The following is a 19261-nucleotide window of genomic DNA, read 5'->3' as shown; positions in this document are numbered from 1 at the left end:
CCGGCGCGCTGACTATAATGGCCGCCCGTTTCCCGCACGCATGCCGATGACCGACACACCGCATTCTTCTTCGTCCTCCGAACCGCTCGAACTGGGCGGCGAGCTGTGGTTGCGCGCCGGCGAGCGGACACTCGGCGGCGCGATGCGCATCGCGCTGCTCGCGGCGATCGGCGACACCGGCTCGATCACGCGTGCGGCGAAGGCCGTCGGCCTCAGCTACAAGGCCGCATGGGACGCCGTCGACACGATGAACAACCTCGCCGGCGAACCGCTCGTCGCGCGTTCGACGGGCGGCAAGGGCGGCGGCGGCACGACGCTGACGCCGCGCGCGACGTCGCTGATTGCCGCATTCCGCACGATCGAGCGCGAGCATCGCCGCTTCATCGAGGCCGCGAGCGCGGCCGTTGCCGGCTTCGACGTCGACTGGGCGCTGATCGGCCGGATCGGGATGAAGACCAGCGCGCGCAACCAGTTGTTCGGCAAGGTCGCGTCGATCGTGCGCGGTACCGTCAACGACGAGGTGACGCTCGCGCTGCCGGGCGGGCAAGCGGTCGTCGCGGTGCTCACGCACGAAAGCGCCGATGCGCTCGGCCTGCGGGAAGGGGCGGACGCCTGTGCGCTGGTGAAGGCGTCGTGGGTCGTGCTTGCGGTCGGCGATGACGGTGCCGACCTGAAGGTATCCGCGCGTAACCGGCTGCGCGGCAGCGTGGACGCCGTGACGGCGGGCGCGGTGAACAGCGAGGTGACGCTGGCGCTGGATGGCGGCGGGACGCTGACGGCCGTCGTGACCAACGAAAGCGTCGATGCGCTGCAACTCGACGCCGGCCGGCGGGCGACCGCGCTGTTCAAGGCGTCGAGCGTGATTCTGGCGGTGACGGGCTGACGAAGCCGGCCGGGCGGCGCGGATGCGTTTCCGCGAGCGTGGGGGGACGGAGCGAAGCCGGTATCGCACGGGCTCTGCGCGGCACCGGCTTCGTTTCCGTTTTCAGCGTATGCCGCGACAAGCGGCTTCTCTCAGGCGTCCACGGGACTGCCACGACCACGGCCTCGCGCGCTCATGCGACGCGCGTCGGCCACTCGGCGTGCGGCGGGGTCGCCTGCACGCGTCCTTCGCTCAACTGCACGACCTGGTCGCCGAATGCGGCGACGTCGTCGGGATCGTGCGAGATCAGCACCATCGGGATGTCGAGCCGCGCCTGCAACTCGGCGAGTTCATGACGCATGCGCTGGCGCATCGCGCCGTCGAGCGCCGCGAACGGTTCGTCCAGCAGCAGGATCCGCGGTTGCGCGACCAGCGCACGTGCGAGTGCGACGCGCTGCTTCTGCCCGCCGGACAGTTGCGACGGATACTGCCCGGCGAGCGCTTCGAGGTCGAATGCGCGCAGCCAGTACGCGACTTCGGGCGGGACCGTCTTCGCGCGCGGGTTGCGCAGCCCCGGCGTGAGCCCGAACGCGATGTTCTGGCGCACGTTCAGATGCGGAAACAGCGCGTAGTCCTGGAACAGGTAGGCGACACGGCGTTCGCGGGTCGGTACGTCGATGCGGCGCGCGGCGTCGAACAGCGTTTCGCCGTTCAGCGTGATCGAGCCTTCGTCGGGCGACATCAGGCCGGCAATCGCCTGCAGCGTCATGCTCTTGCCCGCGCCGGACGGCCCGAACAGCACGACGCGCTGCGTCGTCGCCGCGAACGACATGTCGAGCGTGAAGTGGCGCTCGGCGTTTGCGTAGGTCTTGCGGATGTCGACGACGAGGCTCATGCGGGCCTCCGTCGCGGCAACCAGGCTGCCGCACGGGCGGCACGATACGGACAAGTCGGGCGCTTCATGTCAGCTGGCTCCGCCGGGCACGCGACGGCACGAGCCAGCCGGTCGCGAGCAGCACGAGCACGCAGGTGATCGACGTCACCAGCACGAGGAAGTTGGCGGTGTTGTCGTCGCCGGCCTGCACGGCCGCGTAGATCGCGACCGACAGCGTCTGCGTGCGGCCGGGCAGATTGCCGGCGATCATCAGCGTCGCGCCGAACTCGCCGAGCGCGCGTGCAAAGGCGAGCAGCGCGCCCGCGAGGATCCCGCGCGTGGCGAGCGGCAGCGTCACGCGGAAGAACACCGCAACTTCACCGAGCCCGAGCGTGCGCGCCGCGCGCTCGAGATGCGGATCGACGCCTTCGAACGCTGCCCGCGCCGATTTCAGAATCAACGGAAACGCGACGACCATCGACGCGATCACCGCGCCCTGCCACGTGAACACGAGCTCGATGCCGAGCTTGTCGAGCCACGCGCCGAACACGCCACGCCGGCCGAGCAGCACGAGCAGGTAATAGCCGAGCACCGTCGGCGGCAGCACGAGCGGCAGCGTCAGGATGGAATCGACGAGATCGCGCAGCGGCGAGCGCCAGCGCGCGAGCATGAACGCGGCCGCGACGCCGAGCACGATGTCGAGCGCGGTCGCCCAGCCGGCGACCTTCAGCGACAACAGCAGCGGTACCCAGGCGTCTTGCATCGCGTGACGCTCACTTGCCCGCGGGCTTGAAGCCGAACGTCGACAGCACGGCCTGGCCCTGCGGCGACGCGACGAAGTCGATGAACGACTGCGCCTGCGCGGCGTGGCGGCTGTCCTTGACCACGGCGATCGGGTAGGTGATGGTCGTCTTGGTCGGCACCGTCAGCGCGATCTTCACGCGGCCCGGCATGATCGCGGCATCGGTGCCGAACACGAAGCCCGCGTCGACTTCGCCGCGCGCGACGTAGTCGAGGCTCTGGCGTACGTTGGCGGCCAGCACGCCTTTCGCGCTGACCGCATCCCACACGCCGGCCGCGCGCAGCGCGCCTTCGGTGTAGCGGCCGACCGGCACCGAAGCCGGGTCGCCGTACGCAATGCGCTTCACGCCGGGCGCCGTCAGGTCGTTCAGCGACGTCGGTGCGGCCGTATGGCTGTCCGCCGGCACGATCAGCACGAGCGAGTTCGCCGCGAAATCGCGGCGCGTGCCGGGCACGATCACCTTTTCGTCAACCGCGCGATCCATCGCCTTCTGGTCGGCCGATGCGAACACGTCGGCCGGCGCACCCTTCGCGATCTGCTGCATCAGCACGTCCGACGCGCCGAAGTTGAACAGCACCTTGGTGTCCGGGTGCTGCTTCTCGTACGCGTCGCCGACGGCCTTGAACGCATTCGTCAGGCTGGCGGCGGCCGACACGACCAGTTCGTCGGCGGCGGAAGCGGGCGCGCTGAACGCGATACCGGCCGCGGCAAGCGTGGCGATCGGCAGCAGGCGGAGCAGGGTGCGGCGAAGCGGACGGACGGTTGAGCGCATGGTGGATTCGTTTTGGTTGGGTGGAAACCGTAATCGTAATATAGGGCGGGTTATAACGCTCGACATACCGCTCATGCGGCGGTGCGCATGAAATGGTCAGACCTGAAAGGGTGCGAGGGTGACGGCCGGGCGGCCCGTCACGTGCGGAGCGTGTGCGTCGACGATTCGGTGCGCTGCAGCGACGACGGTTGCGACGCGGGATGGTAGTTCGGGTTGGCCTTCCAGCGTGCACGGACGAACGGGCGCTCGTGCCCCGACAGTTGCAGCGCGACCTTGGTGACCCAGCGATGCGACGGCACCGTGATGCCGTGCAGCGCGACGGTAACGAGCGCGAGGCTCGCGACGACCGCCGGCACCGACCAGCGGTGCGGCACCGCGCGCCACGAGCCGGCGATGAACGCGAGCGCAGCGATCGCGCCGACGATGCAGCCGGTGATCGATTCGGACGGCGAATGCGCGTCGAGCGCGACGCGCGACACGCCCACCGCGATGCCGGCCGCGAGCCCGAGCGCGATGCCGGCGATCCGCACCGGCGCGCGCGTGCGGATCAGCGCGAGGAAGATCGCGACCGGATACACCGACGTCGACAGCATCGCATGGCCGCTGAACCCGGTGAAATCCCACGCGCGGATGCCGATGCCCCAGCCGAGGAATGCGATCTTCGTGAGCGCGACCACGCCGATCGCGGCGGCGAGCACGCCGAGCCACGCGGCCGCACGCTGCCACGAGTAACCGAGCGCGAGCCAGATGGCAATCGTGATCGCGAGCGGCAGGGTCAGGCCGGCGCCGCCGAACGCGGTGATCATGATCCACAGGTGAGACGACAGGTCGAACATCGGGAAGGGGGCGAACGAAGGCGGGGGGAATGCTTAAATCAACGCGCGAGCCGGAAAGAACGACTACAACGGATACAAGCGGCGAAACCCCAGTATAGCGCCGCGTATGCATGAGGCCCGCTTTTTGCGCCGCCGGGAACTATCGGCGTGCAGGAAAAATCCCAGAAACAATGTTATGGTGCATTGCACAAAGTCGAACGATGCATCCGTTGTGGCGCCTTCATGGCGCCCCTATTTTTCCTGACTGCGAGCCCGATCGATGACCAAAAGTCTGACCAAGGTGTGGCTGGGCGGCATGAAACGCATGCTGTCTCCGGCCGCCAAGCGCGCGACGCGCGATGCGCAGCGCATCACGCGCGACGCACTCGAGGCTGCGGCCTCTCCCGCCGTATCCGATCTGTCCCCGCCGCGCGAATCGCGTGTGCGCCCCCGTGCCGCCGCGTGGGCGGCGGGCGAGTGGACGCGCGGCGAACATCCGATGGCGCCCGCGCTCGGGCGCCTCGTCCAGAATCTCGCGTACGGCCTGTACGTGCCGCCCGGCCGCCGGCGCGGCGCGATGCCGCTCGTCGTGATGCTGCACGGCTGTCAGCAGTCCGTCGACGAATTCGTGCAGGGCACGCGGATGAACCTGCTGGCAGACAAGCACGGTTTCGCGGTGCTGTATCCGGAACAGTCGCTGCGCGCACACGCACACGGCTGCTGGCACTGGTATGACGATACCGACCGTGCGGGCCGCGGCGAGGCGAACGCGGTGGCGTCGCTGGTCGATGCACTCGTCGACGAATACGGCTTCGACGCATCGCGCGTCTACGTTGCGGGGCTGTCGGCCGGCGCGGGTCTCGCGTCGCTTCTTGCACTGCACCATCCGGACCGCTTCGCAGCCGTCGCGCTGCACTCCGGCCCCGCGTTCGGCGAGGCGAATTCCGGCATCGCCGCGATGGACGTGATGCGGCGCGGCCTGCGACAGAACCCGGCCGCAGCGGTCGATGCACTGGTCGATGCCGCAGCGTATCCGGGCATGCCCGCGCTGATCGTCCAGGGCGACGGCGACCACGTCGTCGCGCCGAAGAATGCCGACCAGCTGACCGTACAGTTCATGCGCCTGAACGGGCTGGCCGACGCCCGCGGCGCGCTGCGCGGCGGCGAGCGCGTCGAGACGCGCGAAGCGGGGGCGCAGATCACCGATGTCTGCCGCGACGGCGAGCCGGTCGTCCGGCTTTGTCACGTGAAAGGGCTCGATCACTCGTGGGCCGGCGGCGACGAAGCCGTACCGTTTCATGCGGCGGTCGGCCCCGATGCGAGTGCGATGATCTGGGCTTTTTTCGAAACCAATCGTCGCACTGTGGCGGCCGAACGACGCACGGTTTGATCGATGCTGGCCAAGATCTAGGGTTTTCCCTATAATAAGTGGAAACCCTAGTCAAAGACCTTTGCGAGATCGAACATGTACCTGCTGAGCCACCTCTTCCTGATGCTGACCAAGAACGCTGAAAAGGCCTCGAAAGAGCGCGCCGAGGCGTACCTGGCCGACGCCACCGATATCTATGATCTCGAATTCCGCATGCGCAAGATCGATCGCGAAGCGGCGATGAACCGCCCGTACTCGATCGGCGCGCGCTAAGCAGCGCACGCGGGCCTGTGGGCCCGCGGTTTCGTCGAATCGCGCAAAAGGGCGCGTGCGGCATGTAGCCGCACGCGCCCTTTTTGCATTCGCGGCCCGGCGTCGGGTCAGACGACCGTCAGGCGCACCGGCACGTTGTTGCGCGTGGCGTTCGAATACGGGCACACGTGGTGGGCCTTTTCGACCAGCGCCTGTGCATCGGCCTTGTCGAGCCCCGGCAGCGAGACACGCAGTTCGACGTCGAGCCCGAAGCCGCCTGCGTCGTTCGGGCCGATGCCCACTTCCGCCGTGACCTGCGTATCCGCCGGCAGCGCCTGCTTGTTCTGGCCGGCGACGAATTTCATCGCGCTCAGGAAGCAGGCCGAGTAACCTGCCGCAAACAGTTGCTCCGGATTCGTGCCTTCCGCGCCCGTGCCGCCGAGTTCGCGCGGCGCGGCCAGCTTCACGTCCAGCTTGTTGTCGGCGGATACCGCGCGGCCGTCGCGGCCGCCCGTGCTCGTGGCGCTGGTCTTGTACAGAATGTTCATCGTGCAGCTCCTGTCGGGAAAAGGGGAAAAGCGGTCCGGTCAAACGGGATGTCGCCGGCCACGAATAAAATATAGAACACAAATCATTAGTGTGCAAATGAAATTTTGAAGAAAAGGCCCGGCAGTACCGGGCCGGTCGATCGGCGCTCGCGCGTCAGCGTTCGTTGGCGGCCGACAGCGCGTCGCGCAGTTGCTGGAGATCGGCGCGCAACCTGACCAGGAACTCGGGCGTTTGCTGCATCGCGCAAAAGAGATCGGCGGGCACCGAGCGCGCGCGATCCTTCAGTGCACGGCCTTCCGGCGTCACGCGGACATTCACGACGCGTTCGTCGGTCTCGCTGCGCACGCGCTCGACGTAGCCGAGCGCTTCCAGCCGCTTGAGCAGCGGTGTGACCGTGGCCGGGTCGAGGTCGAGCCGCGCGGCGATGTCCTTCACCGCGATGTCGTCGCGTTCCCACAGCACGAGCATCGCGAGATATTGGGGATAGGTCAGCGACAGCTTGTCGAGCAGCGGCTTGTACGCCTTCGTCATCGCGTGCGAAGTCGAGTAGAGCGCGAAGCACAGTTGCTCGTCGAGCGTCTGGGGCAGTGCGGGTGGGCGGTCCATGATCCGGAGGGCGCGATGAACGCGCGAACAATTTGTACACAAATTATTTTGCGCGCAAAAGACCGGGTTGAACAGGGGCGCTCGGCGAGGGGCTGCCGACGGCTGAGGCGGGAAAGGGGGGCGAAAGCGCACCGGGCGGCAACCCGGCGCGGGGAACGGCTTGATGGCCGGCGGCGCGCGCCGGCGGGGACGATCAGCGGCCCGACAGGGTCGTCGTTGCGCCGGGTTCCTGCACGCCGAAGCAGCCGCGATAGGTCGCGTAGAACGAGCAGTACAGCATCGTGACGATGATGATCGTCACCGGCATCATGATCGTCAGCGCATACGCGCCGGCGCCGAGCGCCTGCAGCAGCAGCGACAGCGCGAGCGACGTGCCGAGCGCGACGCCGAACCACAGCACGCCGTACACGAAGAACGCACCGCGGTTGCGCCAGCAGCTGACGACGCTGAAGAACAGCGCCTTCGCGGGCGGGACGTCGTGCCACGCGACCAGCACCGGCGCGAACCAGAACAGCATCGCGACCGGCAGGTAGAGCAGCGTCGCGAAGAACAGCGCGCCGAGCGTGCCTTGCGCGGCGAGCGCTTCCGGTGTCGTGCTCGCTTCGTCGGCCGCGCCCATCATCACGTGGAACAGCGCGCCGCCGTCGACGAACGACGAGGCGGCGAACACCAGCACCATCGCCGCGACGTAGATCACGCCGAGCACGAGCAGCCGCTGGGTTGCGACGGTGCCGTACGAGCGGAAGCCGTCGACGAGGATCGTCGGCATCACGGTCTTGCCGGCCACCGTGTCGCGGCACGCGGCCATGAAGCCGACCGCGATGCCGGGAATGAACACCAGCGGCAGCGCCGAGCCGATCACGGGCACCATCGACACCAGCGTAATGGCGAGCAGGTACGTGAAGAACAGCGTGATGAACGCCAGCGGATTCCGGCGGAACAGCCAGATGCCTTGACGGAACCAGACATAGCCCGTTTTAGCGGGCACTTCGATCAGTTGCATGCGGTTTGGATCTCGGGAAGCGCGGGCGTATGCGCGATACGCTCACGCAGGATGCGTTCGAAATGGCCGGGGTCGTGCGGCTTGAGCATCTCGGCCGCGCGCGGCAGGTAGAAGTCGTACAGGCGCGACACCCAGAAGCGGTACGCGCCCGCGCGCAGCATGTCGCTCCAGTGGCGGCGCTCCTCGGCCGTGAACGGCCGGACCGTCTGGTACGCGCGCAGCAGCGCGTCGGCGCGGGCGACGTCGAGCACGCCGGTCGCGAGGTCGACGCACCAGTCGTTGACGGTCACGGCGACGTCGAACAGCCACTTGTCGCAGCCCGCGAAATAGAAGTCGAAGAAGCCGCCGAGCCGTACCGCGTGGCCGGTGCCGGGCGCCGCGTGCGCGAACAGCACGTTGTCGCGGAACAGGTCGCAATGGCACGGACCGGCCGGCAGCGCCGCGTAGTCGTCCGACGCGAAGAAGCTGGCCTGGTGTGCGAGCTCGCCCTCGAGCAGCGCGCGTTGCGCGTCCGAGATGAACGGCACGATCGCCGGCACGTTTTCCTGCCACCACGGCAGGCTGCGCAGGTTCGGCTGGTTGCGCGGATAGTCGCGCCCCGCGAGATGCAGGCGCGCGAGCATCTGCCCGACCTCGATGCAGTGTTCGACCCCCGGCGCGAGTTCCGCCGCGCCGTCGAGCTTCGTGACGATCGCGGCCGGTTTGCCGTGCAATTCGCCGAACAGCGCGCCGTCGTCGCGCGGAACCGGATCCGGCACCGGCACGCCGTGGCCGGCCAGATGGCGCATCAGGTCGAGGTAGAACGGCAATTGCTGCGCCGACAGCTTTTCGAAGATCGTGAGGACGTATTCGCCGCGCGTCGTCGTCAGGAAGAAATTGCTGTTTTCGATACCGGACGGAATGCCGCGGAACGCAAGCACGTCGCCCAGTTCGTAGTGGCGCATCCATTGCGCGAGATCGGAGTCGGAAACAGCGGTGAAAACGGCCATGCGGGATGCGTCAGGTCAGGGTGTCGGCACGCGGGCGGCGTGCATCGCGACAGCAGGTAAAGGGGCGGCGCGGCGCGATCGACGCGCCACGCCACGGAATCAGTAGCGCAGGTTCAGCGACGGCAGGCGCGTGATCGGGATGCCCGCGTCGTGCGGCTTCGGCGACGTGTCGGGCGTCGAGCTCATCTGGTAGCGCGTGCCGAAGTTCGACTTCACGTCGATCTCGACCGGTTTGCCGCGGTCGCGGTACTCGGTGATTTCGGTGCCGTTCTTGCTCTTTTCGTGGAAGCTCGGTGTGCGGCGGATGTCCGCGAAGTCGACTTTCGACGTGACTTCGGCGCCCGGCCGGTTGATCTGGCGGAGATCGGGCAGGCCGGCGGCTTCGTTGGCCTTGGCCTGCGCGTCGGCGTCAGGCGTGCCGCCGGCGGCGTAAGCGGCGGCGCTGGCGGCGGCAAACACGGCGGCAGCGGCGACGAGAATGAGCGGCTTCATGATGAGTCTCCAGTGAACTTACCGATTTTAGCAAATACTGCGCACCATCCGGCCCTTGCGTGCGCAGGGGCGGCCATAAGCGTGGCCGGGTTCCGTGGTAATGTCGTTCGATCAGACGAGGTGATGAAAATGAAGAACGATTTGAGCCGCCGGCACCGTGTGCTGTCGCCCGAAAGCCCGTCCGTCGAGGCTTTCGACGATCCGATCGCCGCCGTTGCGCGGCTGTCCGCCATTTACGACACGAATACGGGCTTCCTGCGCGACGCGTTCGCACGCTATCGCCGCCATGAGCCGATTACCGAGCACGTGCGCGCCTGCTATCCGTTCGTGCGGATCCGCACCGACGTCAACACGCACGTCGATTCGCGCCGCTCGTACGGTTTCGTCGCGGGCCCCGGCGTATTCGAGACGACGGTCACGCGCCCCGATCTCTTCGCGAACTACTACCGCGAGCAGTTGCGCCTGCTGTCGAAGAACCACCATGTGAAGATCGAGATCGGCGTGTCGTCGCAGCCGATTCCGATCCATTTCGCGTTTCCGGAAGGTATCCATCTCGAGGGCGAACTCGATCGCGAGCGTCTGCTCGCGATGCGCGACATCTTCGATACGCCCGACCTGTCGTATCTCGACGACCGCATCGTCAACGGCACATTCGAGCCGGCGCCGGGCGAGCCGCATCCGCTCGCGCTGTTCACGGCCGCGCGCGTCGACTTCTCGCTGCACCGGCTGCGCCACTACACGGCAACGTCGCCCACGCATTTCCAGAACTACGTGCTCTACACGAACTACCAGTTCTACATCGACGAGTTCGTGAAGCTCGGCCGCACGGTGATGACGGAGAGCGACGATCCGGAAGTGCGCGCGTACCGCAGCCAGTACAGCTCGTTCGTCGAGCCGGGCGACGTCGTCACGTACAACGCGAACCTCGGTAGCGAGCCGGCCGAGGGCGCCGCGCCGCCGCGCCTGCCGCAGATGCCCGCGTATCACCTGAAGCGCGCGGACGGCAGCGGGATCACGATGGTCAACATCGGCGTCGGCCCGTCGAACGCGAAGACGATCACCGATCACATCGCGGTGCTGCGTCCGCACGCGTGGGTGATGCTCGGTCACTGCGCGGGGCTGCGCAACACGCAGCGTCTGGGCGATTACGTGCTGGCGCACGGTTACGTGCGCGAGGATCACGTGCTCGACGCCGACCTGCCGCTGTGGGTGCCGATTCCGGCGCTGGCTGAAGTGCAGCTTGCACTCGAGCGCGGGGTGGCCGACGTCACGCGGCTGGAGGGCGCCGAACTGAAGCGCGTGATGCGCACGGGTACGGTCGCGAGCGTCGACAACCGCAACTGGGAGCTGCGCGACCATCGCGAGCCGGTGCAGCGGCTGTCGCAGAGCCGCGCGGTCGCGCTCGACATGGAAAGCGCGACGATCGCCGCGAACGGCTTCCGCTTCCGCGTGCCGTACGGCACGCTGCTGTGCGTATCGGACAAGCCGCTGCACGGCGAGCTGAAGCTGCCCGGCATGGCCGATACGTTCTATCGCGGGCAGGTCGACCAGCATCTGCAGATCGGCGTGAAGGCGATGGAGATCCTGCGTACCAACGGGCTCGACAAGCTGCATAGCCGGAAGCTGCGGAGTTTTGCGGAAGTGGCGTTCCAGTGATGTGAACACGCCTCGGTTGCGGGGCGCATCGCGATGTGCGATGTGTCGCCAACCGGGGCACGCCTGCCTTTTTCCGGTCACCCGCGGCCGGCCGCCATCCTCTTACGAACCGGCGTCAGCGCACAACCCCGGCGGCTGATTTTCTCGACCCGTTCCGCTCCGTTCCCCGCATCGACTCGCGCCCGCATCGACGGCCCGGATCGCGTCCGCGCGCCGGCAGTGGTCCATGCGGCACCGATACCTTGGACCGATCCGGCGCAGGCAACGCGTTCACCACTGCACCGGCTCGATCGTCCTGTCGAAGGCTGCCTCGAGCAACGCGGTTTCGCGCTCGTCGAGCGCCAGATCGAGTGCCGCGAGCGCGTCGATCACGTGATACGGCTTCGACAACCCGACGATCGGCGCCGTCACGCCGGGTTGCCGCAACGCCCATGCGAGGGCGATCCGCGCGGGGGGCAGGCCGCGCGCCAGTGCCACCTGCCCGACCGCTTCGACGGTTGCGGCGACCGCGTCGCGGCCGTCGTACCAGGACACCATCTGCTGGTCGGTCGCGGCGCGCGTCGTCTCCGCGCTGCGCGAGCCGGCCAACAGCCCGCGGCCGAGCGGAGACCATGGCGTGTACGCGATGCCTTCGTCGACGCACAGCGGCAGCATGTCGCGCTCGTCTTCCCGGCAGATCAGGCTGTACTGGCTCTGCATCGATACGAACGGCGCGAGGCCGTGATGTCGCTGGAAGGCGAGCATCTTCATGAATTGCCACGCGTGCATCGACGATGCGCCCAGATAGCGGACCTTGCCGCTCCTCACGAGGGTATCGAGTGCGTCGAGCGTTTCTTCGATCGGCGTATCCGGATCGAACCGGTGGATGACGTAGAGATCGACGTAGTCCGTGCCAAGGCGCTGCAGCGACGCGTCGATGCTCGCGAGCAGATGCTTGCGTGACAGCCCGCGCGCATTCGGCCCGTCACCGGTCGGAAAGAACGCCTTGGTTGCGATTACCACGTCATCGCGCGTCGCGAAGTCGCGCAGTGCGCGTCCGAGAATGCGCTCGCTCTCGCCGCCCGAGTAGATATCGGCCGTATCGAAAAACGTTACACCTGCGTCGAGCGCTGCGCGGATGAACGGGCGCGCCATGTCCTCGGTCACCACCCACGGCCGCCACGACGGATGGCCGTAGGTCATGCAGCCCAGGCACAGCTTCGACACTTTCAGCCCGGACGTTCCCAGTCTCGTGTATTCCATCGGTTCGACCTCCGTCGCGGCGCCGGTCAGCGCATGCCGCCGATCGTGTAGCCGCCGTCGACGAGGATCGACTCGCCGGTCACGAAGCGTGCTTCGTCGCTGCAGAGCCAGACGGCTGCGTCGGCCACGTCTTCGGGGGTGCCGATCCGCCGTGCAGGCGTGAACGCGGCAAACGGCCGGAACATCTCGTCGTCGCCGAAGCGGCGTGCCATCGGCGTGTCGATGATGCCCGGGTTCACGTTGTTGATCCGGATTCCGTGGGGGCCGCCTTCGAGCGCGACCGCGCGCACCAGTGCATCGAGTGCACCCTTGCTCGCCGAGTAGATCGACGAGCCGGCAAGTGCCCCTTTCGCGAGCCACGACGACGTGTTGACGATCGCACCGCCGCCGTGCGCGAGCATCGCTTCCATCTCGTATTTGATCGACAGCCACGTACCCTTGAGATTGGTGGCCATCACGTCGTCGAAGTCGGCCTCGGACTGTTCCACGATCGGTGCGAACGTACCCTCCGTCCCGGCATTGTTGAAGGCTGCGTGCAATGCGCCGTAGTGGTCGATGGTCGCGTCGACGAGCTTGCGCACGCCATCGGCGGAGGCGACGTCGACGGCTACTGCGAAGGCTTCGCCGCCGCGCTTGGTAATTGCCCGGACGGTGTCGTCGAGCGGCGCCGCGCGCCGTCCGGCGACGACGACGCGAGCGCCTTCTCGCGCGAACGCGAGCGCGGCCGCCCGGCCGATACCGGTGCCGCCGCCGGTGACGAGTGCGACGCGCCCGCCGAGCCGGTGCTGCGCCGCGGTGGAACGGGTTGATAAGATGCGTGAATCGGACATGATGTGCAGGGCTCCGTACCAGGGTGAAATCAGCCGCCCGATGGGCCGGCGCTCAGTCTTCGCCGTCAGGAACCGTCAACGGTGTGCCGGGCGTGCCTGCGTAGAACACGATCAGCTCGGCGGTTTCGCTGCCGGTCTCGCCGCGATGGGCGCCGTCGACCATCTCCGGCACCACGTCGCCGGGGCCGAGCGCCAGCCGCTTGCCGTCGCTGCGGCGCACGGCAGTCAGATGGCCCGACAGGACGTAGCCGATGTTGATCGACGGATGCGTATGCCACGGCAGTACGGCGTGCGGCGGGATGCGGTAGCGTACGACCGTCATCTCCGGTTGAGCCGCCGGATAGGCGCGGTAGGGCGAGCCGTCCCACGCGTGCGTGGTTCGCAGCAGTACCGTTTCGACGGTACGGGCAGGCGCGTCGGTTTCCTGCGCGAGCGCGGGCGATGACATCCCGGCGATGATCGGCGCGGCCACGGCGGCGGCGCGGAAAGCGGTGAAAAATGCGCGCGATTTCATGGTGAACGGCCCGTTGGGGCGGATCGTTGAAGACGGCGCCATTGTGCGAAGCGGAACGACACGCGCATAGCGCCGGTCCGGTTGAAACCGATTCAACTTGACGGAGCGGTGTCGCGACGCCATTGATGAATGCCCGGGCGTGCCCGGCTCGACGGGAGCATCGAATGGATCGTTTGAAGGCGCTGACGGTGTTCGTCCGCGTCGCGGTCGCGGGCGGCATCAGCGCAGGTGCCCGCGAGCTCGGCATGACGCCACAGGCGGCCAGCAAGCAGGTGGCAGCACTGGAGGCGTTGCTGAATATCCGGTTGTTCCAGCGTTCGACACACCGGATCGCGCTGACGGCCGAAGGCGAGCGCCTCCTCGCGCAGTGCCGTGGCGCCGTCGGGGAATTGGAGACCGCACTGCGCATGCTCGACGACGCTCGCGAGCACGCGGTCGGCACGCTACGCGTTGCGGCGCCTTACTCGTTGGCGCGGCGTTTTCTCGCACCGTTGCTCGGCGAGTTCTGCGACCAGCATCCGGGCATGACCGCCGAGCTGATCGTCAGCGACGACATGGCCGATATCGTCGAGCAGCGGATCGATATTGCGGTTCGAACCGGGGATCTGCCCGACAGCGGGCTGATCGCACGGCGTATTGCCGAGCTGCAACTGATTGTCTGCGCGGCGCCCGCGTATTTGCGCCGGCATGGCGAACCGCAGACGATCGACGCACTGAGCGATCATCGTTGCACCACGTTCCTGTACCCTCGCACGGGCAAGCCGTTTCCGTGGGAATTCCTCGTCGACGGGCGAGTCGACTCGCGGCAGATCGTCCCGTTCATCGCGACCAACGACATCGACGCGGAACTCGACACGGTGCTGAGCGGTGCCGCGATCGGCCAGTTCTTCGGCTATTCGGTCCACGAGCATGTACGTCAAGGACGGCTCGTGCCGCTGCTGACCCGGCACGTCACCTGCCGGTATGGCCTCTACCTGTGCATGCCGCAGCGTGAGCATCTGCCGCGCAGGAACCGATTGCTGATGGATTTCCTCGTTGCACGGCTCGGCGCGCATCCGGATCTGGAGCCGCTCTCGTTTGCGGAATCACGTGGCTGACACGGTAGCTGTCGAGGGTGATGGCGATGGTTGGCGTCTCTTCAGACCTGCCGGGTCGGGGCAGGCCTGAAGAGACGCCAAAAGCAGCAAGGCCGCCCGGTGCCGAAGCGCGCGGACGGCCTTGCATCGCGGGTGAATACGCGGTGCCGTTCAGCACTCACCCTTCTTCATGTGTCCCGGCGGGCAGTGATAGCCGCCATGATCGTCGTGACCATGATGCCGCTGGTGGTCTTCCCACTCGCGGCGTTCCCAGTAGCGATGGCCGTCCCAGTAGCGGTCGCCATGCCAGCCGACGACCACGACGGGCGCAGGTGCGACGACGACTGGCGCGGGTGTGCCGATGTTGACGTCGACGTTGACGGCATGGGCGAGGCCGGACAGCGAAAGGCCGAGGCCGGCGAAGGCGAGGGCGATCAGCGAGCGTTGCATGTTCTTTTCCGTGATGTCGTTGTGAAGAGGCCGGCGCGACGCGATGGAAGCGAGGGGGACCGTTCCACCGGGGGAAACGCCGCACCGACCCAATGCAGTGTGCTGGGGCACGACGGAAAAGGCGAGGCGGGTTTATTACGGCGGGTTGCCGGCCGGCAGAGGCCGGTCGAGGGCAGGGGGCTGCACCATTTGACAATGACGAACCGCGGACACGGAGCGTCACGCGGCATCGCACAGCGCTCGCGAAGCGAATTTGACATTCGACGGCACGCGGCCGCGAAGCGGGATTAACGGTGCGTTACAAAGTGACGCGCGGCAGGCGGCCGAAGCCATGCCTGCCGCGCGATGAGCGGTGCGCCGGCCGTCGGGCCGGCGCTCGCCACGAAGGAATTACAGATAGAACATCCGGTCTTCATCGGGCCGCGGCGGGTGATCCTCTTCCTCCGAGCCTTCTTCCTCGCCGCTGTCCTCGTAGAACGCGAGCACCGCGTCGAGCACCTGGTCGGGATCGTCGATCACCTGCATCAGGTCCATGTCTTCCGGATTGATCAGGCCCATCGGAATCAGCTGGTCGCGGAACCATTGCAGCAGCCCCTGCCAGAACTCGCTACCGACGAGGATGATCGGCACGAGGCGCGATTTTTTCGTCTGGATCAGCGTGAGCACTTCGGACAGCTCGTCGAGCGTGCCGAAACCGCCCGGCATCACGATCACCGCATCCGAGTTCTTCACGAACGTGACCTTGCGCGTGAAAAAGTGGCGGAAGCGCAGCGAGATGTCCTGGTAGTGGTTGCCGGCCTGCTCGTGCGGCAGCTCGATGTTCAGGCCGACCGACGGCGCCTTGCCGGCGTGCGCACCCTTGTTCGCAGCTTCCATGATGCCGGGGCCGCCGCCGGAGATCACGGCGAAGCCGGCGTCGGACAGCTTGCGCGCGATCTGCGCGGCGAGCTTGTAGTGCGGCGTGTCGGGTTTGAGGCGGGCAGAGCCGTAGATGCTGACAGCCGGGCGGATCTCCGACAGGTACTCGGTCGCCTCGATAAACTCTGCCATAATCGTGAACATCTGCCACGATGCGCGCGCCTTCTTGGCCGTCGCGCGTTCTTGATCTGCGAGCGAACGCAGACTCGGAATCACTTTTCTCTTGTTCATAATGCCTGAAGAACGAAATCTGGAAGGTAAGACCCTGCTATTGGTTGATGGTTCGAGCTATCTCTATCGGGCTTACCATGCGATGCCTGATTTGCGTGGCCCTGGCGGGGAGCCGACCGGAGCGCTCTACGGAATCATCAACATGCTGCGCCGTATGCGCAAGGAAGTCAGTGCAGAGTATAGCGCTTGCGTGTTCGATGCAAAGGGCAAGACGTTCCGTGACGACCTTTATGCCGACTATAAGGCAAACCGTCCGTCGATGCCGCCTGACCTCGCATTGCAGGTCGAACCGATCCACGGCGCCGTGCGCGCGCTCGGCTGGCCGCTGCTGATGGTCGAAGGCGTCGAGGCCGACGACGTGATCGGCACGCTCGCGCGCGAAGCCGAACGGCACGGGATGAACGTGATCGTGTCGACCGGCGACAAGGATCTCGCGCAGCTCGTGACCGACCACGTCACGCTCGTCAACACGATGACCAACGAGACGCTCGATCGCGACGGCGTGATCGCGAAGTTCGGCGTGCCGCCCGAGCGCATCATCGACTATCTCGCGCTGATCGGCGACACCGTCGACAACGTGCCGGGCGTCGAGAAGTGCGGGCCGAAGACGGCCGTGAAATGGCTCGCGCAATACGACAGCCTCGACGGTGTCATGGCGCATGCGGGCGAGATCAAGGGCGTGGTCGGCGACAACCTGCGCCGTGCGCTCGACTTCCTGCCGCTCGGCCGCACGCTTGTGACGGTCGAGACGGCCTGCGATCTCGCGCCGCATCTCGAATCGATCGAAGCGTCGCTGAAGAGCGACGGCGAAGCGCGCGACCTGATGCGCGACATCTTCGCGCGCTACGGCTTCAAGACCTGGCTGCGTGAAGTCGACAGCGCACCCGCGGAAGGCGGCGGCGCCGATGCGCCGGAAGGCGAGCCGGCACCGGTGGTCGCGGCGGACATCGTCCGCGAATACGACACGATCCAGACCTGGGAGCAGTTCGACGCGTGGTTCGCGAAGATCGATGCGGCCGCACTGACCGCGTTCGACACCGAAACCACCGCGCTCGATCCGATGCTCGCGCGGCTCGTCGGTCTGTCGTTCTCGGTCGAGCCGGGCAAGGCAGCCTACCTGCCGGTCGCGCATCGCGGCCCCGACATGCCCGAGCAGCTTCCGATCGACGAGGTGCTCGCGCGCCTGAAGCCGTGGCTCGAGGCGGCCGATCGCAAGAAGGTCGGCCAGCACCTGAAATACGACGCGCAGGTGCTGGCGAACTACGACATCGCGCTGAACGGCATCGAGCACGACACGCTGCTCGAATCGTACGTGGTCGAATCGCACCGCACGCACGACATGGACAGCCTCGCGCTGCGTCATCTGGGCGTCAAGACGATCAAGTATGAAGACGTCGCCGGCAAGGGCGCGAAGCAGATCGGTTTCGACGAAGTGGCGCTCACGCAGGCTGCCGAATACGCGGCCGAAGATGCCGACGTCACGCTGCAGCTCCATCACGCGTTGTATCCGCAGGTCGCGCGCGAGCCCGGCCTCGAGCGCGTGTACCGCGAGATCGAGATGCCGGTGTCGCTCGTGCTGCGCAAGATGGAGCGCACCGGCGTGCTGATCGACGATGTGCGCCTGCAGGCGCAGAGCACCGAAATCGCGACGCGCCTGATCGAGCTCGAAGCGCAGGCATACGAACTGGCGGGCGGCGAGTTCAATCTCGGTTCGCCGAAGCAGATCGGGCAGATCTTCTTCGAGAAGCTGCAACTGCCGGTCGTGAAGAAGACGCCGAGCGGTGCGCCGTCGACCGACGAAGAGGTGCTGCAGAAGCTGGCCGAGGATTATCCGCTGCCGAAGCTGCTGCTCGAACATCGCGGGCTGTCGAAGCTGAAGTCGACCTATACCGACAAGCTGCCGCGCATGGTGAACCCGGCCACCGGCCGCGTGCACACGAACTACGCGCAGGCTGTGGCTGTCACCGGCCGTCTTGCCTCGAACGACCCGAATCTTCAGAACATTCCGGTGCGCACGGCCGAAGGCCGGCGCATCCGCGAGGCGTTCATCGCGTCGCCGGGCCACCGGATCGTGTCGGCCGACTATTCGCAGATCGAACTGCGGATCATGGCGCACATCTCGGGTGACGCGTCGCTGCTGCGCGCGTTTTCGCAGGGCGAGGACATTCACCGCGCGACGGCTGCCGAGGTGTTCGGCGTGACGCCGCTGGAGGTCAATTCCGACCAGCGCCGGATCGCGAAGGTGATCAACTTCGGGCTCATCTACGGGATGAGCGCGTTCGGGCTCGCGTCGAACCTCGGCATCACGCGCGACGCGGCGAAGCTCTATATCGACCGTTATTTCGCCCGCTATCCGGGCGTTGCGCAGTACATGGAAGACACGCGCTCGATCGCGAAGGAGAAGGGCTACGTCGAAACCGTTTTCGGCCGCCGCCTGTGGCTGCCGGAGATCAACGGCGGCAACGGTCCGCGCCGCCAGGCAGCCGAGCGCGCGGCCATCAATGCGCCGATGCAGGGCACGGCAGCCGACCTGATCAAGCTGTCGATGATCGCGGTGGACGACTGGCTCACGCGCGACAAGCTCGCGTCGCGGATGATCATGCAGGTGCACGATGAACTGGTGCTCGAGGTGCCCGACGAAGAACTGTCGCTCATGCGCGAGAAACTGCCGGAAATGATGTGCGGCGTCGCGAAGCTGAAGGTGCCGCTGGTCGCTGAAGTGGGCGCCGGTGCGAACTGGGAAGAGGCACACTGACGCACCCCCGCGCGGCCCCCGTTTCCCGCGGCATATTGTTGCAGGGATGCTGAATATCGAGATGGTTTGCTTGTCGTCAACGCGCAAGCTCCGGGACAATGCATGTCAGTCATGTCATTGACGCGGGGCGGCGCGCCCCGCGTTCCGGGGCCGGGCGCATCGAAGTGTTTCGAACTGCACATCGATGATGTCCGAACCGGTTAA

At 66.8% G+C, this 19261-nt stretch carries 20 protein-coding genes; 6 read left to right on the top strand and 14 right to left on the bottom strand.

Going from position 1 to position 19261, the window contains the following annotated elements; translation table 11 throughout:
- The first annotated feature begins 46 nt into the window (after positions 1 to 46).
- On the top strand, positions 47 to 883 hold the full coding sequence (locus AC5LXK_RS27350) for a TOBE domain-containing protein (protein ID WP_493391779.1): 837 nt from the start codon (positions 47 to 49) through the stop codon (positions 881 to 883).
- 172 nt (positions 884 to 1055) lie between these two features.
- Here the strand turns inward: AC5LXK_RS27350 and AC5LXK_RS27345 are convergent, their stop codons facing one another.
- The 4 genes from AC5LXK_RS27345 to AC5LXK_RS27330 form a co-directional block, all read right to left on the bottom strand.
- The gene (locus AC5LXK_RS27345; RefSeq protein WP_493391778.1) at positions 1056 to 1757 is read right to left on the bottom strand and encodes a sulfate/molybdate ABC transporter ATP-binding protein; all 702 of its coding nucleotides are present in this window, start codon (positions 1755 to 1757) and stop codon (positions 1056 to 1058) included.
- A gap of 64 nt (positions 1758 to 1821) precedes the next feature.
- Positions 1822 to 2499 carry a molybdate ABC transporter permease subunit gene (gene modB / locus AC5LXK_RS27340; RefSeq protein WP_493391777.1) on the bottom strand — a complete coding sequence of 226 codons (678 nt, stop codon included), beginning with the start codon at positions 2497 to 2499 and terminating at the stop codon, positions 1822 to 1824.
- Positions 2500 to 2509: 10 nt separating this feature from the next.
- Positions 2510 to 3310 carry a molybdate ABC transporter substrate-binding protein gene (gene modA / locus AC5LXK_RS27335; protein ID WP_493391776.1) on the bottom strand — a complete coding sequence of 267 codons (801 nt, stop codon included), beginning with the start codon at positions 3308 to 3310 and terminating at the stop codon, positions 2510 to 2512.
- Positions 3311 to 3447: 137 nt separating this feature from the next.
- Entirely contained in the window at positions 3448 to 4146 is a 699-nt protein-coding gene (locus AC5LXK_RS27330; protein WP_493391775.1) for a phosphatase PAP2 family protein, read from the bottom strand.
- A 259-nt stretch (positions 4147 to 4405) separates the two neighbouring features.
- Here AC5LXK_RS27330 and AC5LXK_RS27325 point away from each other — a divergent pair, with 259 nt between their 5' ends.
- On the top strand, positions 4406 to 5515 hold the full coding sequence (locus AC5LXK_RS27325; protein WP_493391774.1) for an extracellular catalytic domain type 1 short-chain-length polyhydroxyalkanoate depolymerase: 1110 nt from the start codon (positions 4406 to 4408) through the stop codon (positions 5513 to 5515).
- 75 nt (positions 5516 to 5590) lie between these two features.
- Entirely contained in the window at positions 5591 to 5767 is a 177-nt protein-coding gene (locus AC5LXK_RS27320) for a DUF3563 family protein (RefSeq protein WP_493391773.1), read from the top strand.
- Between the two features lie 107 nt (positions 5768 to 5874).
- On the opposite strand, the gene AC5LXK_RS27315 is transcribed toward AC5LXK_RS27320, so the two are convergent.
- The 5 genes from AC5LXK_RS27315 to AC5LXK_RS27295 all read right to left on the bottom strand — a co-directional run bounded on the left by AC5LXK_RS27315 (position 5875) and on the right by AC5LXK_RS27295 (position 9385).
- Positions 5875 to 6294 (bottom strand): organic hydroperoxide resistance protein, encoded by a 420-nt coding sequence (locus tag AC5LXK_RS27315; RefSeq protein WP_493391772.1) that lies wholly within the window; start codon positions 6292 to 6294, stop codon positions 5875 to 5877.
- Positions 6295 to 6448: 154 nt separating this feature from the next.
- On the bottom strand, positions 6449 to 6901 hold the full coding sequence (locus AC5LXK_RS27310) for a MarR family winged helix-turn-helix transcriptional regulator (RefSeq protein WP_493391771.1): 453 nt from the start codon (positions 6899 to 6901) through the stop codon (positions 6449 to 6451).
- Positions 6902 to 7094: 193 nt separating this feature from the next.
- Complete coding sequence (locus AC5LXK_RS27305) at positions 7095 to 7904, bottom strand: BPSS1780 family membrane protein (RefSeq protein ID WP_493391770.1); 810 nt, start codon at positions 7902 to 7904, stop codon at positions 7095 to 7097.
- The gene (locus tag AC5LXK_RS27300) at positions 7895 to 8893 is read right to left on the bottom strand and encodes a homoserine kinase (RefSeq protein WP_493391769.1); all 999 of its coding nucleotides are present in this window, start codon (positions 8891 to 8893) and stop codon (positions 7895 to 7897) included. Before AC5LXK_RS27300 ends, AC5LXK_RS27305 begins: the two co-directional genes overlap by 10 nt.
- Positions 8894 to 8992: 99 nt before the next feature.
- Entirely contained in the window at positions 8993 to 9385 is a 393-nt protein-coding gene (locus AC5LXK_RS27295) for a hypothetical protein (RefSeq protein WP_493391768.1), read from the bottom strand.
- 129 nt (positions 9386 to 9514) lie between these two features.
- Here AC5LXK_RS27295 and AC5LXK_RS27290 point away from each other — a divergent pair, with 129 nt between their 5' ends.
- Positions 9515 to 11041 (top strand): AMP nucleosidase, encoded by a 1527-nt coding sequence (locus AC5LXK_RS27290; RefSeq protein ID WP_493391767.1) that lies wholly within the window; start codon positions 9515 to 9517, stop codon positions 11039 to 11041.
- Positions 11042 to 11311: 270 nt separating this feature from the next.
- Here AC5LXK_RS27290 and AC5LXK_RS27285 read toward each other — a convergent pair whose 3' ends face one another.
- The 3 genes from AC5LXK_RS27285 to AC5LXK_RS27275 are packed head-to-tail and all read right to left on the bottom strand — an operon-like array spanning position 11312 to position 13750.
- A complete protein-coding gene (locus tag AC5LXK_RS27285) occupies positions 11312 to 12283 on the bottom strand; it encodes an aldo/keto reductase (RefSeq protein WP_493391766.1) in 972 nt (323 codons plus the stop codon).
- A 26-nt stretch (positions 12284 to 12309) separates the two neighbouring features.
- Positions 12310 to 13113 carry an SDR family NAD(P)-dependent oxidoreductase gene (locus tag AC5LXK_RS27280; protein WP_493391765.1) on the bottom strand — a complete coding sequence of 268 codons (804 nt, stop codon included), beginning with the start codon at positions 13111 to 13113 and terminating at the stop codon, positions 12310 to 12312.
- Positions 13114 to 13165: 52 nt separating this feature from the next.
- Positions 13166 to 13750: a cupin domain-containing protein gene (locus AC5LXK_RS27275; RefSeq protein ID WP_493391764.1), complete on the bottom strand. Its 585-nt coding sequence runs from the start codon at positions 13748 to 13750 to the stop codon at positions 13166 to 13168.
- A gap of 41 nt (positions 13751 to 13791) precedes the next feature.
- On the opposite strand from AC5LXK_RS27275, the gene AC5LXK_RS27270 reads away from it, so the two are divergent.
- Entirely contained in the window at positions 13792 to 14724 is a 933-nt protein-coding gene (locus AC5LXK_RS27270) for a LysR family transcriptional regulator (protein ID WP_493391763.1), read from the top strand.
- Positions 14725 to 14874: 150 nt separating this feature from the next.
- Here AC5LXK_RS27270 and AC5LXK_RS27265 read toward each other — a convergent pair whose 3' ends face one another.
- Entirely contained in the window at positions 14875 to 15153 is a 279-nt protein-coding gene (locus tag AC5LXK_RS27265; protein WP_493391762.1) for a hypothetical protein, read from the bottom strand.
- Positions 15154 to 15543: 390 nt separating this feature from the next.
- Positions 15544 to 16302: an LOG family protein gene (locus tag AC5LXK_RS27260; protein ID WP_493391761.1), complete on the bottom strand. Its 759-nt coding sequence runs from the start codon at positions 16300 to 16302 to the stop codon at positions 15544 to 15546.
- Between the two features lies 1 nt (position 16303).
- Between AC5LXK_RS27260 and polA the strand changes: the two genes are divergently transcribed.
- Positions 16304 to 19057, top strand: coding sequence for a DNA polymerase I (gene polA, locus AC5LXK_RS27255; protein WP_493391760.1), 2754 nt, complete (start codon positions 16304 to 16306; stop codon positions 19055 to 19057).
- Positions 19058 to 19261: the final 204 nt, after the last annotated feature.

The organism is Burkholderia pulmonis (assembly GCF_984667975.1).
The sequence above is the reverse complement of the archived record's forward strand: the minus strand, read 5'-3'. Positions and strand labels throughout refer to the sequence as shown.

Excerpts from the sequence above, each read along its gene's own strand:
- AC5LXK_RS27285 (WP_493391766.1), bottom strand. The coding sequence starts at position 12,283 with ATGGAATACACGAGACTGGGAACGTCCGGGCTGAAAGTGTCGAAGCTG.
- AC5LXK_RS27260 (WP_493391761.1), bottom strand. The coding sequence starts at position 16,302 with ATGAACAAGAGAAAAGTGATTCCGAGTCTGCGTTCGCTCGCAGATCAA.
- polA (WP_493391760.1), top strand. The coding sequence starts at position 16,304 with ATGCCTGAAGAACGAAATCTGGAAGGTAAGACCCTGCTATTGGTTGAT.
- AC5LXK_RS27330 (WP_493391775.1), bottom strand. The coding sequence starts at position 4,146 with ATGTTCGACCTGTCGTCTCACCTGTGGATCATGATCACCGCGTTCGGC.
- AC5LXK_RS27305 (WP_493391770.1), bottom strand. The coding sequence starts at position 7,904 with ATGCAACTGATCGAAGTGCCCGCTAAAACGGGCTATGTCTGGTTCCGT.
- AC5LXK_RS27310 (WP_493391771.1), bottom strand. The coding sequence starts at position 6,901 with ATGGACCGCCCACCCGCACTGCCCCAGACGCTCGACGAGCAACTGTGC.
- AC5LXK_RS27265 (WP_493391762.1), bottom strand. The coding sequence starts at position 15,153 with ATGCAACGCTCGCTGATCGCCCTCGCCTTCGCCGGCCTCGGCCTTTCG.
- AC5LXK_RS27280 (WP_493391765.1), bottom strand. The coding sequence starts at position 13,113 with ATGTCCGATTCACGCATCTTATCAACCCGTTCCACCGCGGCGCAGCAC.
- modB (WP_493391777.1), bottom strand. The coding sequence starts at position 2,499 with ATGCAAGACGCCTGGGTACCGCTGCTGTTGTCGCTGAAGGTCGCCGGC.
- AC5LXK_RS27275 (WP_493391764.1), bottom strand. The coding sequence starts at position 13,750 with ATGGCGTCGCGACACCGCTCCGTCAAGTTGAATCGGTTTCAACCGGAC.
- AC5LXK_RS27295 (WP_493391768.1), bottom strand. The coding sequence starts at position 9,385 with ATGAAGCCGCTCATTCTCGTCGCCGCTGCCGCCGTGTTTGCCGCCGCC.
- AC5LXK_RS27345 (WP_493391778.1), bottom strand. The coding sequence starts at position 1,757 with ATGAGCCTCGTCGTCGACATCCGCAAGACCTACGCAAACGCCGAGCGC.
- AC5LXK_RS27300 (WP_493391769.1), bottom strand. The coding sequence starts at position 8,893 with ATGGCCGTTTTCACCGCTGTTTCCGACTCCGATCTCGCGCAATGGATG.
- AC5LXK_RS27320 (WP_493391773.1), top strand. The coding sequence starts at position 5,591 with ATGTACCTGCTGAGCCACCTCTTCCTGATGCTGACCAAGAACGCTGAA.
- AC5LXK_RS27325 (WP_493391774.1), top strand. The coding sequence starts at position 4,406 with ATGACCAAAAGTCTGACCAAGGTGTGGCTGGGCGGCATGAAACGCATG.
- AC5LXK_RS27315 (WP_493391772.1), bottom strand. The coding sequence starts at position 6,294 with ATGAACATTCTGTACAAGACCAGCGCCACGAGCACGGGCGGCCGCGAC.
- modA (WP_493391776.1), bottom strand. The coding sequence starts at position 3,310 with ATGCGCTCAACCGTCCGTCCGCTTCGCCGCACCCTGCTCCGCCTGCTG.
- AC5LXK_RS27290 (WP_493391767.1), top strand. The coding sequence starts at position 9,515 with ATGAAGAACGATTTGAGCCGCCGGCACCGTGTGCTGTCGCCCGAAAGC.
- AC5LXK_RS27270 (WP_493391763.1), top strand. The coding sequence starts at position 13,792 with ATGGATCGTTTGAAGGCGCTGACGGTGTTCGTCCGCGTCGCGGTCGCG.
- AC5LXK_RS27350 (WP_493391779.1), top strand. The coding sequence starts at position 47 with ATGACCGACACACCGCATTCTTCTTCGTCCTCCGAACCGCTCGAACTG.